This window comes from Ruegeria arenilitoris (assembly GCF_013035425.1).
GTDB classification, from domain to species: Bacteria; Pseudomonadota; Alphaproteobacteria; order Rhodobacterales; family Rhodobacteraceae; genus Ruegeria; species Ruegeria arenilitoris_A.
In genome coordinates this window covers 312,194-328,354 of record NZ_WQHX01000004.1, presented here as the reverse complement: position 1 = coordinate 328,354, position 16,161 = coordinate 312,194, and the positions used below count along the sequence as shown (strand labels likewise).

Genomic DNA, 16,161 nt, shown 5'->3' with positions numbered 1-16,161 from the left:
CCGGCCTCCTTAAGATTTCTGGAACATGGCGAGCATGCGCCGGGTTACGAGGAAGCCACCGAAGATGTTGATCCCGGCCATGAATACCGAGAGTGCCGCCAGCAGAATAACCATAAATGATCCTGATCCAATCTGCATCAACGCCCCAACAATGATGATCGACGAGATGGCATTTGTAATCGCCATCAGTGGTGTGTGCAGGCTGTGTGAGACATTCCAGATCACCTGAAAGCCCACAAAAATGGCCAGCACGAAAACAATAAAATGCTGCATGAAGCTGGCCGGAGCGACCAACCCTACCAGCAGCATCAGCGCGCCACCCACGCCAAGCAGGGTAAACTGCTGCTTGGTCTGTGCCTTGAAGGCTGCCAGTTCCTGCGCCTTTTTTTCTTCCGGCGTCAATTCTTTGACTTCGGGTTTCGTTTGAGCAGCGATCGCCTGCACCTTGGGGGGCGGCGGTGGGAAGGTTATCTCACCTTCGTAAGTCACAGTCGCGCCACGGATCACATCGTCTTCCATGTCGTGATTGACCTTACCGTCCTTATCGGGCGTTAGGTCCGTCATCATGTGGCGAATATTGGTTGCGTAGAGTGACGAAGACTGCGCCGCCATCCGGCTTGGGAAGTCAGTATAGCCTATGATTGTTACGCCATTGCTTGTAATGACCTTCTCGTCCGGTACCGTGCCTTCGACGTTGCCGCCGCGTTCTGCTGCAAGATCAACAATAACCGAACCCGGTTTCATCGACTTTACCATATCCTCCAACCACAGCTTTGGTGCAGGTCGGTTGGGGATCAACGCAGTCGTGATGACAATGTCCATCTCCGGAGCCAGCTCACGGAATTTGGCCAATTGAGCATTCCGGAATTCTTCAGACTGAACCGAGGCATATCCGCCCGTTGCAGCGCCATCCTGTTGTTCTTCTTCGAAGTCCAGATATACGAATTCTGCACCCATGGATTCGACCTGCTCGGCGACCTCGGGCCGTACATCGAATGCATATGTGATAGCGCCCAAAGAGGTTGAGGTACCGATAGCCGCCAGTCCCGCCACACCGGCACCGACGATCAGCACCTTCGCAGGTGGAACTTTACCTGCGGCGGTCACCTGACCGGTAAAGAAACGGCCAAAGTTGTTGCCTGCTTCGATCACCGCGCGGTAACCGGCGATGTTCGCCATTGAACTCAACGCGTCCATCTTTTGAGCGCGCGAAATCCGTGGCACCATCTCCATAGCAATCACATTTGCGCCTTTGGATTTGGCCAGCTCCATACCTTCTTCGTTCCCAGCCGGATTAAAAAAGGAAATCAGGGTCTTACCTTTAGTCAAACGCTTCAGCTCTGTCTCTGTTGGCTGGCGTACCTTGGCGACAATATCAGCAGCCTTCCATAAGGAAGCTGCAGTTTTAACAACTTCGACACCAGCCTCTTTGTACAAGGCATCGGAAAAGCCCGCCGCCGCGCCAGCACCTTTTTCGATCAGGCATTCATACCCAAGTTTCTGCAATTGACGGGCCGAGTCCGGGGTCATTGCAACCCGGTTCTCACCGTCAAAAATTTCCTTTGGCGTTCCTATCTTCAACGGTGAATTCCCCCTAATTTTCGATTTGTTCGCGCAGGTGGTTGGTATTCTTCGTCAAGCTCTGATGTATCTCGCGAAAGATTATTTCGCAAGCGCAGCATTTTTTACGTCGTATAAAAACCCTCAAATGCTCAGATCCATCGGCGTGTTTGGCGCTCATAGCGGGCAAATTCCGACCGAAAAGTCCGTCGCAGGCGATCTTCCTCCGCCAATATGAAGCGGTGCTCCAGCACCCATACAAACAGTGGGACCAAAGCCAGAGACAAAACCGCATCGAACCTGATGATCAGTCCGGTCAGGATCAATACATCGCCAAGGTAAATTGGATTTCGGCTGCGTTTGAAAATACCTGTCCGGATTAACGATGTCGGCGTCTGGTGCGGTATCACTGTGGTCTTGAAACGCCGAAACTCCACAATTGCCATTAGGATCAAAATGACGCCTCCACCGATCAGCAACCCGCTGATAAGGTCGGTGAACCAACCCTCAAGCGATAATCCGAAGGAGAAGTAACGCGACTGCAACCAAGCGAGGATTGCAACACCCAGTAACCAAACCGGGGGGACATCAATATTGCGCATGCTTTGAAATTCCGTATTTCCAGAAACCCGGATACATGTCGTTTTCCAGCAAAGATGTATCGTTTTCCGGTGCTATTGGCAAAAACACAGATGGTCGCAGGTATCTAAAATACACCTTCAAACATGGACCTATGAGCGATGGACACGACCAGCCGTATCATCTAGCCACTTGGCATCTGAACCGAAAACAAACCTGACGGAAACTCAATGACAGACTTTGCCGCCACGAAAGCCAAATTTTACCTGCCGCACGGCATGATCTATCTGGACGGCAATTCGCTTGGACCAATGCCCAAGGGAGCGAACGCGCGAGTTAACAGCATGATTACTGACGAATGGGGGCAGATGTTGATAACCGGCTGGAACAAAGCCGGATGGATGGGCATGCCTACTGGATTGGGCGACAGGATCGGCCGCTTGATAGGGGCAGAACCGGGCAGTGTTGTGGTCGGCGACACTCTTTCGATCAAAGTTTACCAAGCGGTGGCTTCGGCGCTGGAGTTGCGCCCAGATCGCAAGGTCGTGCTTTCAGACAGTGGAAACTTCCCCTCGGATCTTTATATGGCGGACGGCCTGCTACGTTCACTTGGGCCAGACTACGAACTGCGTGTCGTCGACCCAAAAGTGATTGCAGAACACATCTCCGACGAAGTTGCCGTATTGCTTCTGACCGAAGTTGATTATCGAACCGGTCGTATGCATGACATGAAGACACTAACTGAACTCGCACATTCAAATGGTACGGTGACAGTCTGGGATCTTGCCCATTCCGCGGGCGCAATCCCAGTACACTTGGCCGAGTGCAATGCCGACTTTGCCGTCGGGTGCACTTACAAATACTTGAATGGCGGGCCTGGTGCGCCGGCTTTTATCTACGTTGCACCGCGTTTGGCGGAGAAAGTGCGGCCAGCGCTATCCGGCTGGTTGGGGCACGAAGCCCCATTCGCGTTTGATTTGGATTACCGCCCCGGCACTGGTATTGAGCGGATGCGGGTAGGCACGCCACCAGTCATCCAAATGGCGGCATTGGCCTCTGCTCTTGATATTTGGGACACAGTCGACATGACAGATGTTCGATCAAGATCTATCGAGTTGACGGAATTATTTATTAAACGGGTCGAGGCCACGTGCCCCGACTTAGAGCTCGCCAGCCCCCGCGATCCGAACGAACGAGGAAGCCAGATTTCATTCCGTTTCAAAGAAGGGTATGCTGCTATGCAGGCGCTGATCGCCCGTGGTGTGATCGGGGACTTTCGAGCTCCTGACATAATGCGGTTCGGTTTTACCCCTCTCTTTATCGATACTGCAGATGTCGAGCAGGCCGTTGAAATTATGTCGAAAATTATGAAAGATAAGTTGTGGGACAATCCTGAATACAAGATTCGTCAGCGGGTTACTTGACTTCGAGTCCGGCTCCAAACAAGGCTGCCACCTGTGCAATTCTTTTTTCAAATTCGCTGGCGCTTGAAGCGGTCAGTTTGATACCTTTTAAGGTGGCAGTGATTGTCCTGGCCGTCTCTTCAGCTTTGTCCGGCAGGCAAACACGCCCAGCAGTATCTTCACGCGCTAACCAATCTGCGTACAGCTGGGTCAGCTTTGCCTCGCCTTGTTCGACAATATCCGTGGACATCGATTTTGTGGCGTCCAACATCTCGACCCCATGGGGAGAAGCCAGAATTGCAGCCATTCCATCTGACTGAGCAAGAATAGCCCGGCTTACTATTTGCGATACGGCCCCTTTCGATTGCAAGGCCTTGAAAACGGAAGAAATCTTTTCTTCGTAATGCAACTGGGTCAGTTTGCGAACGATGTCTTGTTTGTTTTTGTAATGCAAATAGACGGCAGGTCGGGACATTCCCGCCCCTTTTGCAATGTCATCCATCGAAGTTTTTCGGAACCCGTAGGTTGCAAAGGCTTGAAACGCGGAACTTAGGATCGCCGCCTGCTTCGGATCGTCGATTACGTCTATCATAAACCAAGCCCTGACAGTTTTTGTTTATTTTGTCAATTGACATCCTGACATTTTACGACAACTATGTCATAAATCTGCCACGGAAAATGAGGCGCGCAATGGCGACCACCTTAAAGATCAACGGTACACCCCATCAGGTTAATTTGCCTGATGATGTTCCACTCTTGTGGGTTCTGCGAGACGAAGTTGGCCTGACCGGTACCAAATTTGGATGCGGTGTAGCCGCTTGTGGCGCGTGTACTGTCCATATCGATGGTGAGGCAGTTCGATCATGTCAGGTTGCCCTTTCTGACGTATGGGGAGATGTGACCACAATCGAAGGACTGGGAACGCCAGAGGCGATGGCCACGATTCAGAAATCATGGGTGGATCACCAAGTTGCCCAATGCGGTTATTGCCAGTCAGGTCAAATCATGCAGGCAGCAGCATTGTTGTCGGAAAACCCGACCCCTACAGACTCCGAGATCGATGATGCGATGCAGGGCAATCTGTGCCGTTGCGGAACCTATCCGCGTATCCGCGCGGCCATCCACGATGCCGCAGCCAAATTGAGGGAGGCCTAGACGATGGCAAGCATAGGTAAAATCCTGCGCCGTACCTTTCTAATTGGATCTGCCGCAGTAGTTGGCGGTGTCGCTTTCGGCGCGTATTACGTTTCTCGCCCCGCCGCAAATCCACTGAAGCCAGGCGAAGGCGAAACGGTATTGAGCCCGTTCGTCATGATCGACCAAGAAGGCGTTACTCTTTTCGCTCCGCGCGCTGAGATGGGCCAGGGTGTCATGACCACCTGGGCTGCGCTGATTGCCGAAGAACTGGATGTTGAATTGGACCAAATCCGTGTGCTGCACGGTCCTGCGGCTGCAGCTTATTACAACTCAGCCCTGGTTGGTGAGGGCTTGCCAAACAAAGGCTATGACATCTCGAACTTCCAACACAATCTAGGCGAAGCCCTAGGTGTGCTTGGCAGGACGCTCAGCCTGCAGGTCACGGGCGGCTCAACCTCGATGAAAGACGGGTTCGAGCGGATGCGAATGGCGGGTGCAACAGCGCGAGAGACGCTGAAGCAGGCAGCAGCCGAAAAGCTTAACATCGACCGAGATCAAATGACTACAGAAAATGGAGCAGTAGTTGCACCGGATGGGACGCGTATCCCATATACCGAACTCGCAGAAGCAGCGGGTCAGATCGATCCGCCCGAGGTTACCCTTCGCGATCCGTCTGAATGGCGCCTATTGGGTCAGCCACAGCAACGTCTGGATACGCCGGGAAAATCCACTGGTACGGCTGAATTCGGGATCGATGTTCGGCCCGAAGGAATAATGTTTGCCTCCGTGCGCATGAACCCCAAATTGGGCGGTGCGATGAACAGCTTCGACGCCGGTGCAGCCAAATCTATGCCTGGCGTAGAAAAGGTTGTCGATTTGGGCACAGGTGTCGCGGTTATTGCCACCAATACTTGGTTGGCTATTCAGGCAGTCGAAGCGATTGAAGTGGACTGGGGCGATGCTCCTTATCCACCCGAAAATGACCAGTTGTTCGCACAGATTGCCGCGGCGTTCGACGATCAACCAAATTCGACTATGCGCGACGATGGGGATGTCGACGCAGTTCGTGAAGGTGTCACTGAAATTACTGCCGAATATTCAGTGCCTTACTTGGCTCATTCCACTATGGAGCCAATGAACGCCACCGCTCTTTATTCCGGCGGCAAACTGGAACTTTGGTGCGGGAATCAAGCCCCAACTCTGATTCGAATGCGTGTGGCCAATATTGCCGGCCTTGATACCGAAAACGTTGAAATTCACACAACCTATTTGGGTGGAGGTTTCGGGCGACGCGGCGAGCTTGATTTTGGCGAAATCGCCACGAAGGTTGCCATGGCGATGCCGGGCACACCGATCCAGACCACCTGGAGCCGAGAAGAGGACATGCGCCACGACTTTTACCGCCCCGCCGCAATGGCGCGGATGCGGGGCGCGGTAAAGGATGGCAAAGCTGTTGTGATCGACGGCAAAGTTGCATCGCAGTCCTGTACTCATCAAGCTGTGCAACGGGTAACAGGCTTTGCTGGGGGTGGACCTGACAAGGTTTTGGTAGAAGGTTTTTTCAATCAGCCATACGCAGTTCCAAACTACCGCATGAGCGGTCACGTTGCCGATCTTGCGGTTCCTGTAGGTTTCTGGCGGTCAGTAGGCAACAGTCACAATGGATTCTTCCATGAAACCTTTATGGACGAAATGGCTCACGCCGCGGGGCAAGACCCTTTGGAGTTTCGGTTGGAACTAACCAAATCCGAACACGCCCCATCGGCTGGTTGCCTACAAGCCGTAAAGGAAATGTCCGGCTGGACAGGAAAGACCCCTTCGGGGGTTGGGCGCGGCGTTGCCCTGACCTATAGCTTTGGCACCCCGGTCGCTCAGGTGATCGAAGTCGTCGACGAAGACGGAACGATCCGGATCAAAAAGGCATGGATCGCCTGCGACGTAGGTCTCGCACTTGATCCTGCAACGGTACAGGCACAAATGATTGGCGGCATGATCTATGGCCTTTCCGCGGCTGTTCAGGGCGAAATTACATTCGCTGACGGCGAAGTCGAACAATACAACTTTCCAGATTATGACGCGCTGCGTATGCACAACGCTCCGAAAACAGAGGTTCGTATTCTAGAGACAAATAAACATTTGGGCGGTGTGGGAGAGCCCGGAACACCGCCATCCATGCCAGCACTAGGTAACGCTCTATTCGATCTTACAGGGCAACGTGCACGCAGCCTTCCGCTTAACAAGCAGTTCGATTTACTCGTGTAATTTAATCATTCAGCCCGGTCATCCACCGGGCTGTATCAGCTAGTTAACTTAAGCGGACTCTTTCAAATGCGTCGCCTTTCGGCTCGCCGACCAGTTGCGAACAGCTGCGCCAAATGCCTCGAACAAAGGGCGGGAGACCGGATCATTTGCAGCATCCCACTCTGGATGCCACTGCACGGACAAAGTGAAACCCGGCGCATCTTTTACATACATCGCTTCGGGTGTTCCGTCAGGAGCATGACCATCGATCACAACACCGCGTCCGATCGTTTTTATGCCCTGACCATGCAGCGTATTGGTCATTACTTCGGTTGCTCCGAAGAGGTCGTGAAACACTCCGCCTTCGGCAAGCGTTACAACATGGCGTAGCGCAAATTTCTCTTCCAGCGTTCCGTCTGGGGGCATTCTGTGGTTCTGGCGCCCCGGCAGGTCGCGGATTTCAGGATAGAGTGTTCCGCCCAGTGCGACGTTGACCTCCTGAAATCCCCGGCAAATTCCAAAGAAAGGTTGCCCACGCTCAACACAAGCCCGCACTAAAGGCAGCGTAATGGCGTCCCTCGCCCGATCAAAATCACCATGTGCGGCAGTAGCGGATTCGCCATATTCTTCTGGGTGCACATTTGGCCGCCCACCTGTCAGCAAAAAACCGTCGCAGACTTCCAGCAATTCTTCTACAGAGACAAAACGTGGGTCAGCGGGGATAAGCAATGGTACGCAATCCGAAACATTTGAAACCGCATCCGAGTTCATCGTCCCGCCCGCATGGGTCGGATATTGATCATTCATCAGATAAGAGTTGCCGATAATACCGACGACCGGACGCACCATTCATTCCTCGCTGCATTTTAGAACCGTTCGAACATTCATGCCAAAAATATCCGGACTTTCAATGTGCGAAGTTGCAGTTTGCACTGTGAATTTCTCAACATCTACACGCCGTTGCCACAGATAAGCCGCAGTTTTAGGTCAATCAAGCCTAAACCAATGGTACTGGGTCGCTGGCGATGACAACAACTGTTACCAATCAAAGTAAGACTCGGCTGCTCGCCGTGTCAGAATGTCTGTGCCGACCTGAATTCATTCTTGCCTGCCTGTTGGCTTTGATCATCGCTCTTTGCGTTGCGTTATCCATGATCAAGGCCCAGCCCATCGCCTGGGCTGGTTTCGGGCTTGGTTTGACGCCCACATTGGGTCTGTTCGCTGTGGGGGTTTATATTCGACAATTTAAAAACCAGCCGCGCATTGCACAGCTTGCCATCGCGAACAGCCTGTTTTTAGGATTTATGGGCATCACGACGTTGCTGATTTACCTGCGCTTCCCAATTTCAGAGTTGGTGTATGACCAATGGCTGATGCAGGCCGACGCAGCAATCGGATATTCGTGGCCCAATATAATAAAGACAGTCGCAGCTAATCCGGATTATGGGTACGTGCTGCGCTTTGTTTATCTCAGCTCACTGCCGCAACTTTTCATTATGGTAGCTTACCTAGCGTTGACCGGCAGGGCCGAAACACTGAACCAAGCTTTGCTGGCCGGAACCCTCAGCCTTTTGCTGACAACCTTAATCTGGTGGATCGCACCAAGTGTCGGGCCATCGGCATTTCACAGTCTGCCCGCCGGACTAGAAAGCCAGATAGGTCTTGTCACAAACAGTAACTACGCCGAAATTCTACGCAGCTTGGCCCATCAGGGGCTGGAGGTGATCAGACCGTCGGACATTGTAGGAACAATTGCCTTTCCGTCCTACCATACCGTTATGTCGCTTTTAGTGGTTTGGTATTTGCGTGGCACACCACTAATAATTCCAGCGTTAATGCTCAACATCATGATGATACCCGCAATACTGTCTCACGGTGGGCACCACTTGGTTGACTTGGCCGGGGGAATGTTAGTTTTCGCAGTCGCAGCTTGGTTTGCAACGCGATCATGGATGCACCACGCAAAAGGCTAGTTCAAACCTCTCCGATCAGACCTGCTGCTTCGATACCTTTAATCGCGGCGGCGGCGTCATTATCCGAAGTATCACCTGTAACTCCTACTGCACCGATTACAGCGCCCTTTCGGTCGCGTAATAATACACCTCCGGGTACTGGGATAACTTGTCCGCCATAGACGCCATTCACACAGGCCATGAAGTAGGCTTGCGCTTCGGCCCTTTGCATCTGCGCAGTACCCGCCATTCCCAACATGACCGAACCGTAGGCCTTGCCCTGAGCTATCGCAAAGCGACCCGGAGCCGCTCCGTCTTCACGTTCAAATGCGATCACATGACCACCAGCATCCAGCACAACCACCGATAAGGGCTTCATTCCGACCTCGCGGCCATGTTCCAACGTCTTGCGCACGATCGTTCGTGCCTTGCGTAGTGAAATCGACATTTCCAGCCCTTTCGCGTGATGGCTTTTTGTTAAAATGCAAGAACTGGCACTCTTGCCATAAAAGACCTAATTATTCTGTGCTTTCAGTTCCAAACGTCGAGCATGCAAGACGGGCTCGGTATAACCTGAAGGCTGAACACGCCCTTTAAACACAAGGTCACAAGCCGCCTGAAAAGCTATGCCATCAAAACCCGGAGCCATTGGGGTGTAAACCGGGTCATCCGCGTTTTGACGGTCCACAACGGCAGCCATCTTTTGCATGGCCGACATCGTCTCTGATTGGCTTACCACATCGTGATGCAGCCAATTGGCCAATGCTTGGGACGAAATACGACACGTTGCTCGATCTTCCATCAGGCCAATGTCGTTAATGTCAGGTACCTTTGAACAACCAACGCCCTGATCGATCCAACGCACGACATACCCAAGTATGCCTTGCGCATTGTTTTCGATCTCGCGGGCAATTTCTTCGTTGCTCAAATTGCGACCACCCAGCAACGGAATAGTCAGCAGATCGTCCAATGTGCCGCGTGCTCCACCAGCCGCGATTTCATCCTGCCGCGCCAAAACATCCACCTTGTGATAGTGCGTCGCATGCAAGGTTGCGGCCGTTGGTGACGGCACCCAGGCACAAGTAGCCCCTGCCATCGGATGAACGATTTTGGCGGCAAGCATGTCACCCATCCGGTCCGGCATAGCCCACATGCCTTTACCGATCTGAGCCTTTCCCTTTAGGCCACATGCCAGCCCGATATCAACGTTGCGATCCTCGTACGATGTGATCCAAGGCGTGTCCTTGATATCGCCTTTGGGCAACATTGGGCCAGCTTCCATTGACGTATGAATTTCGTCTCCAGTCCGGTCCAAAAACCCGGTATTAATGAACGCTACTCGGGATTTTGCTGCCCGAATACATTCTTTTAGATTTGCCGAGGTTCGGCGCTCTTCATCCATAATGCCAAGCTTCACAGTATTGCGGGGCAGACCGAGGATGTCTTCGACCATGTCGAAAATTTCCACCGAAAACGCAACTTCTTCCGGCCCGTGCATCTTGGGCTTGACCACATAAACCGAACCTTCGACCGAGTTGCCACCCTCTCTCTTCAGGTCGTGCATAGCGATCAGCGTAGTACAGAGCGCGTCCATCAAACCTTCGCCAATCTCGCTACCCTCAGCATCCAGAATCGCGGGATTGGTCATAAGGTGCCCGACATTGCGGACAAGCATCAGCGAACGACCTTTTAGCGTTGCTGATCCGCCACCAGCTTGGGTGTAGGTAACATCATCCGACAGTTTACGGGCAAACGTATTACCACCTTTAGTGACCTGTTCTACGAGGTCACCTTTCATTAGGCCCAGCCAATTGCCGTAGGCAACCACTTTATCCTCGGCATCAACACAAGCGACCGAGTCCTCGCAATCCATGATCGTAGTCAAGGCAGACTCAAGGCGAATATCTGAAATGCCAGCAGGATCTGACGCCCCGATCGCACTCGACGGGTCGATCATAATCTGAAGATGTAGACCGTTGTTTTTGAGCAGTATGAAATCGGGACTGTCTGCCGCTCCGCCAAAGCCAACAAATTTAGCAGGGTCGGACAAGGCCGGCACAAGGGTGCCGTCTGCGACACGCAATCCTACAGCGTTCGACCATGACCCGTCGGCCAAAGGCGCGACTTCATCTAAAAAAGACTTGGCCCAAGCGATTACTCGCGCGCCGCGCACAGCGTTGTAACCTGCGGCATCTGGCAGATCACCCATGGCATCTGTGCCGTATAAGGCATCATACAGACTTCCCCAACGAGCGTTGGCAGCATTCAGCGCAAAACGAGCATTAGTAATGGGCACAACCAACTGAGGCCCGGGAGTGAACGCTATTTCGGGATCGACGTTGGTGGTTTCGATCTGAAAATCGGGGCCTTCTTCGACCAGATAACCGATTTCGCGTAAAAATGATTCATATGCAGAAGCATCGTGTTCCTGCCCCTTTCGAGCCGCGTGCCAGCTATCTATTCGGCTTTGCAGATCTTGCCGTTTTGCCAGTAGATCGCGGTTCTTTGGTCCCAGTTCACTCACGAGTCGCGCAAGACCGTTCCAGAAGCCCTTCGGCTCAATTTCCGTACCGGGCAACGCGCGTTTTTCGATGAAATCCACCAGAAATTGATCAACCTGCAGCCCGCTCCGGTTCACTCTCCCACTCATTTTCGTCGTCTCCCGCCTTGTATTCTCTTCCGTCCAACTTCCATCAAGTAGGGCGAATGTTTCCGATAGGCAACTCGCCTCTTCAAGTTCGCGGAATTTAGCGGTCTACAGATGTTTCAAAAACTTCCCAATGATCCCGGCGCCGAACTGTGGACTATCTTGCGACATTGACGCGATAACCATAACGTCACGCCAAAATCAAACCAGCGAGGCCAAGATGAGCGACGCCGCCCCCACCACGATCTATCTGAAAGATTACACCCCATTTGGCTATTTGATTGACAGCGTGCATTTAACTTTCGATCTGGCTGCTCATGCCACACGTGTTACTTCTCGCATTGCGTTTCGCCCTAACCCCGATGCCCGTGACCGCAAGTTCTTTCTGCATGGAGAACAACTAAGGCTTATACGCGCCGCAATTGATGGTGCTGAAATCGCGCCAGAGGTAACCGACGAGGGTCTGACTGCCAATGTGCCCAACGCGCCTTTTGTTTGGGAAACCGAGGTGGAAATTGATCCGGGTAACAACACAGCGCTCGAAGGGCTGTATATGTCGAACGGCATGTATTGCACCCAATGCGAAGCCGAAGGGTTTCGCAAAATCACCTTTTACCCGGACAGACCAGATGTGATGTCCACTTTTACGGTTCGTATTAATGGCGATCTGCCTGTACTGCTGTCGAACGGCAACCCAACCGCCTCGGGCCAAGGCTGGGCTGAGTGGACTGATCCTTGGCCCAAACCCGCCTATTTATTCGCGCTGGTAGCAGGTGATCTGATCGCCTATCCAGACCAGTTTACGACCAAATCGGATCGCGGCGTCGAACTGAATTTATGGGTTCGCCCCGGAGACGAAGGCAAATGTGCCTTTGGTATGGAAGCCTTAAAAAAATCGATGAAATGGGATGAAGAGGTTTATGGTCGTGAATACGATCTTGACGTTTTCAACATTGTGGCCGTCGACGATTTCAACATGGGCGCGATGGAGAACAAAGGACTGAACATCTTCAACTCTTCCGCCGTTCTTGCCAGCCCAGAAACCTCGACCGATGCCAACTTTGAACGGATCGAAGCGATAATCGCCCATGAATATTTCCACAATTGGACTGGAAATCGTATTACCTGCCGCGATTGGTTTCAGCTTTGCCTGAAAGAGGGCCTGACAGTGTTCCGAGATGCGCAGTTCACTTCGGACATGCGTTCCGCCCCAGTCAAACGCATCCATGATGCAATTGACCTGCGCGCGCGGCAGTTTCCTGAGGATAACGGCCCATTGTCTCACCCAGTCCGGCCCGAGAGCTTTCAGGAAATCAACAACTTCTACACTTCAACTGTCTATGAAAAAGGCGCTGAAGTCATTGGCATGCTTAAACGTCTCGTTGGGGACGAAGCCTATTCCAAGGCACTGAACCTGTATTTCGACCGCCACGACGGACAAGCCTGCACCATCGAGGATTGGCTTAAGGTTTTCGAGGACACTACGGGTCGGGACCTGACTCAGTTTAAGAGGTGGTACAGCCAGTCGGGAACGCCGCGCATATCTGTCTCGGAAAGTTGGGATAGTGGTACCTATACTCTGACTTTAAGCCAAGAAACGCACCCGACACCGGGACAATCCGAAAAACTTCCGCAAGTCATTCCGGTCGCTTTCGGACTGCTCGGGCCAAACGGAGACGAAGTTCGCGGAACTCAGGTTCTGGAACTAACCGAAGCGACGCAGAGTTTTCAATTCACCGGGCTTGCCGCAAAACCTATACCTTCGATTTTGCGGGATTTTTCGGCCCCAGTTATACTTGACCATGGTCACTCTAATGCAGACCGCGCTTTCCTACTGGCGCACGACACCGATCCATTTAACCGTTGGCAGGCAGGTCGTTCTCTGGCCGAAGACAATTTATTTCGCATGATCACGCAGGATAGCGCACCTGATGGGCAATTCCTGGATGGGCTCTTGGCTGTGCTGCGCGACGGGGATCTGGACCCAGCTTATCGTGCGCTGATGTTGCAATTGCCCTCGCAATCAGAATTGGCCTCAACCCTTTATGACTCTGGTCACACGCCAGACCCCTTGGCAATATGGACTGCGATCGAAACTTTAAAACAGGCCACTGCTCAGCATGTGCAGGACCTGTTACCGCGGTTGCATAGCGAGTCGTTGGTTGACGCACCCTATCAACCAGATGCGGAACAGTCGGGCAAGCGTGCTTTGGGTAACGCTGCTTTGGCGCTGACGACCCGGCTGGACAGTGGAACTCAGGCAGCGGCTGAATATGACCGCGCAAACAATATGACCCAGCAGCTTGCTTCGCTTGCGTGCCTGCTGCGCGCGGGCAAGGGTGAGACACAATTATCTTCATTCTACGATCAATGGCAGCATGACCGGCTGGTTCTGGACAAGTGGTTTGGGTTACAGATTTCGCTGACCTCTCCGGATGCAACGCCTGCGGTAGCTCTGGGTCTGACCCAACACCCCGAGTTCAACTGGAAGAACCCCAACCGGTTCAGAGCTTTGCTGGGATCCTTGGCGACAAACCACGCCGGGTTCCACCACGCTGACGGCTCGGGTTATCAACTTTTGGCGGATTGGTTGATCCGCCTCGACCCGGTAAATCCGCAAACAACAGCGCGGATGTGCACCGCCTTTCAAACTTGGAAGCGATACGACGACAAGCGCCAAGCCCTGATGCGCGCGCAACTGACGCGAATTTCTGAAACTCCTAACCTGTCACGGGATACAACTGAAATGGTCTCACGTATCTTGGACGCATGACCACGAAGGCACCGCCCTTTACGTTCGTTCGTCACAACCGTTCCCAGCGAACGGTTGTGATACTCATCGTTGTTTACACCGTGCTGATCGGAATGGTGATCCTGTTCGACGCTGTCTGGTGGCTGATGGGAATTCTGGCCTTGGCGACGCTGCCAGCTGTGTGGGACGTGATGAAAAACACAAGTGCCGGAATGCAACTGGACGGTCAAAAACTTTATTGGCACACAGGCAACCGGAAAGGACAGTTGTCGCTTACCCAGATAGATCGGTTCCGGTTCGACACCCGTTGGGATTTCTCCGTTCGTGTATCGGCAATTCTGAACTCAGATAAGCGAGTGCGCTTGCCGGATGAGTCGCTGCCACCTCATCGAGACCTTGAAATGGTGTTAAAGGGCGCTGGGTTTGCAGTAGAGCGCCATCATTTTAGAGTATTTTGAAACGATCACCCTAAAAAACATGGGATTGATCTCAAAATTGCCTGATCATTTGCCCATTTCTTGATTTAAAATAACCGTCTGGACACACTGTTATTGTTACAAGTTTGTTCCAGTACGAGTTTTGCCATGGTCCGGTCAATTGGGTCTCTGTTCGCCCGTTTAACAACTTCAAACCGTCAGCCTGAACCGCAGCCATTTGCGGCGACGTCCGTCAGTCGAGTTGAAGATGACGCTTCGGGCAAACTCAATATTCCAATTGCGAATATGAATGAAGAGGAACAAATCGGTCACCGGGCAATTGAACGCGGTCGCCATCTGGCGCGTCAGGGTTTATGGTCACAATTGTCGTCGGAGATGCGGACGACGGACAAAGCTGGCGAAACCTATCCTCTTACTGAACTACTAGCTTTTGGCGCCAGATCCGACGTGGTACTTGCTGTCGAACACGCGCTATCCGGAGGCGCAGAAATAGCTGACTACGATCTGCTGTGCGGAATTTCGGAACTTGAAGGCGAAATGAATGATCATCCCGATGATCCCATGATCGGTCTGGTTGTTGCTCGGGCACATATTGATCTGGCATGGGCATGGCGCGGAAACGTTCCTGAAGCGAAATTGCCAAAGTTGCATCTGTCGCGCTGTACCGCACATTTCGACCGAGCGGCGGCAATCTTAAAAAAATGCCGTGAGCAGGCCAGCAACAGCCCAGCCATTGCAGCCGCGGATTGCGCTTTGCTGGCCGGTCATCGAACCGATGAAGTCAGAACCGGCTACAAATTTGAAAAACTGATCGAACTGGATCCTTACAATCACCGGCACATGCGCGCTTTGGGTACACACCTACTGCCCCGGTGGTTTGGCAGCTACGAAACACTTGAAAACTTGGCGTTGCGGGTAGCTGCAAGCACTCAGGCGATCTGGGGGGCAGGCGGATATACTTGGGTACAGTTTGACGCCATAGCACATGATGACGAAGCCTGCGCTCGAGTCGATGTCGAATATTTTCTGGACGGCCTGCGGGATATCGTAACGCGTAGGCCAAATCAGGACATGATAAACCTGTTAGCGGCTTATTGCGCGATCACTCTGAAAAACCAAATGGGACGTCACGCAGAAGCGGATGAAGTACGCCAACAGATTTGTGACGCAGCAGATTGGCTGATCAGAGATCATCTGACAGAATTGCACCCGCTGATCTGGGCGCACGCTGCGAATGGTTTCGATGACAGCCTGCGCATCAATTCAGCTGAGCGTTTCGCTGCCGGCGGGCACCGCGACGCACTGCGGGCGATAGGCAACTTGTTTCGCGACGAATTGCTTAGCGGAACAAGCGTAACCTTCACGCCAAGTGGTCTTCAATTTAAAAACAATTGACGAAGTCCCAGGCGCATTGCCCGGATTCACCTCATAAGACCCATTCCCCCTTGCCCCT

General features: G+C 52.8%; 13 protein-coding genes. 7 read left to right on the top strand and 6 right to left on the bottom strand.

Going from position 1 to position 16,161, the window contains the following annotated elements; genetic code table 11:
* Positions 1-9 precede the first annotated feature (9 nt).
* Entirely contained in the window at positions 10-1,581 is a 1,572-nt protein-coding gene (locus GOV45_RS14075) for a Re/Si-specific NAD(P)(+) transhydrogenase subunit alpha (protein ID WP_170478898.1), read from the bottom strand.
* A gap of 131 nt (positions 1,582-1,712) precedes the next feature.
* A complete protein-coding gene (locus tag GOV45_RS14070; RefSeq protein ID WP_170478896.1) occupies positions 1,713-2,162 on the bottom strand; it encodes a methyltransferase family protein in 450 nt (149 codons plus the stop codon).
* 207 nt (positions 2,163-2,369) lie between these two features.
* On the opposite strand from GOV45_RS14070, the gene kynU reads away from it, so the two are divergent.
* Positions 2,370-3,563: a kynureninase gene (gene kynU / locus GOV45_RS14065; RefSeq protein WP_170478894.1), complete on the top strand. Its 1,194-nt coding sequence runs from the start codon at positions 2,370-2,372 to the stop codon at positions 3,561-3,563.
* Here kynU and GOV45_RS14060 read toward each other — a convergent pair.
* Positions 3,556-4,134: a TetR/AcrR family transcriptional regulator gene (locus GOV45_RS14060; protein ID WP_170478893.1), complete on the bottom strand. Its 579-nt coding sequence runs from the start codon at positions 4,132-4,134 to the stop codon at positions 3,556-3,558. The two genes, kynU and GOV45_RS14060, sit on opposite strands and share 8 nt — an antisense overlap.
* Positions 4,135-4,232: 98 nt before the next feature.
* On the opposite strand from GOV45_RS14060, the gene GOV45_RS14055 reads away from it, so the two are divergent.
* Together GOV45_RS14055 and GOV45_RS14050 are read left to right on the top strand one after the other, a co-directional pair.
* Positions 4,233-4,697, top strand: coding sequence for a (2Fe-2S)-binding protein (locus GOV45_RS14055; RefSeq protein WP_170478891.1), 465 nt, complete (start codon positions 4,233-4,235; stop codon positions 4,695-4,697).
* A gap of 3 nt (positions 4,698-4,700) precedes the next feature.
* The gene (locus tag GOV45_RS14050) at positions 4,701-6,941 is read left to right on the top strand and encodes a xanthine dehydrogenase family protein molybdopterin-binding subunit (RefSeq protein ID WP_170478889.1); all 2,241 of its coding nucleotides are present in this window, start codon (positions 4,701-4,703) and stop codon (positions 6,939-6,941) included.
* A 48-nt stretch (positions 6,942-6,989) separates the two neighbouring features.
* Here the strand turns inward: GOV45_RS14050 and GOV45_RS14045 are convergent, their stop codons facing one another.
* A complete protein-coding gene (locus GOV45_RS14045) occupies positions 6,990-7,769 on the bottom strand; it encodes a gamma-glutamyl-gamma-aminobutyrate hydrolase family protein (protein WP_170478888.1) in 780 nt (259 codons plus the stop codon).
* Between the two features lie 176 nt (positions 7,770-7,945).
* Here GOV45_RS14045 and GOV45_RS14040 point away from each other — a divergent pair, with 176 nt between their 5' ends.
* Entirely contained in the window at positions 7,946-8,893 is a 948-nt protein-coding gene (locus tag GOV45_RS14040; RefSeq protein WP_170478886.1) for a phosphatase PAP2 family protein, read from the top strand.
* A 1-nt stretch (position 8,894) separates the two neighbouring features.
* On the opposite strand, the gene GOV45_RS14035 is transcribed toward GOV45_RS14040, so the two are convergent.
* Positions 8,895-9,320: a GlcG/HbpS family heme-binding protein gene (locus GOV45_RS14035; protein ID WP_170478884.1), complete on the bottom strand. Its 426-nt coding sequence runs from the start codon at positions 9,318-9,320 to the stop codon at positions 8,895-8,897.
* Between the two features lie 66 nt (positions 9,321-9,386).
* Positions 9,387-11,522, bottom strand: coding sequence for a malate synthase G (locus GOV45_RS14030; RefSeq protein ID WP_170478882.1), 2,136 nt, complete (start codon positions 11,520-11,522; stop codon positions 9,387-9,389).
* Between the two features lie 217 nt (positions 11,523-11,739).
* On the opposite strand from GOV45_RS14030, the gene pepN reads away from it, so the two are divergent.
* The 3 genes from pepN (at position 11,740) to GOV45_RS14015 (ending at position 16,103) form a co-directional block, all read left to right on the top strand.
* Positions 11,740-14,292 carry an aminopeptidase N gene (pepN, locus tag GOV45_RS14025; protein ID WP_170478880.1) on the top strand — a complete coding sequence of 851 codons (2,553 nt, stop codon included), beginning with the start codon at positions 11,740-11,742 and terminating at the stop codon, positions 14,290-14,292.
* A complete protein-coding gene (locus GOV45_RS14020; protein ID WP_170478878.1) occupies positions 14,289-14,729 on the top strand; it encodes a hypothetical protein in 441 nt (146 codons plus the stop codon). The genes pepN and GOV45_RS14020 overlap by 4 nt, the downstream gene beginning before the upstream one ends.
* Before the next feature lie 126 nt (positions 14,730-14,855).
* Positions 14,856-16,103: a hypothetical protein gene (locus GOV45_RS14015; RefSeq protein ID WP_170478876.1), complete on the top strand. Its 1,248-nt coding sequence runs from the start codon at positions 14,856-14,858 to the stop codon at positions 16,101-16,103.
* Positions 16,104-16,161 lie beyond the last annotated feature (58 nt).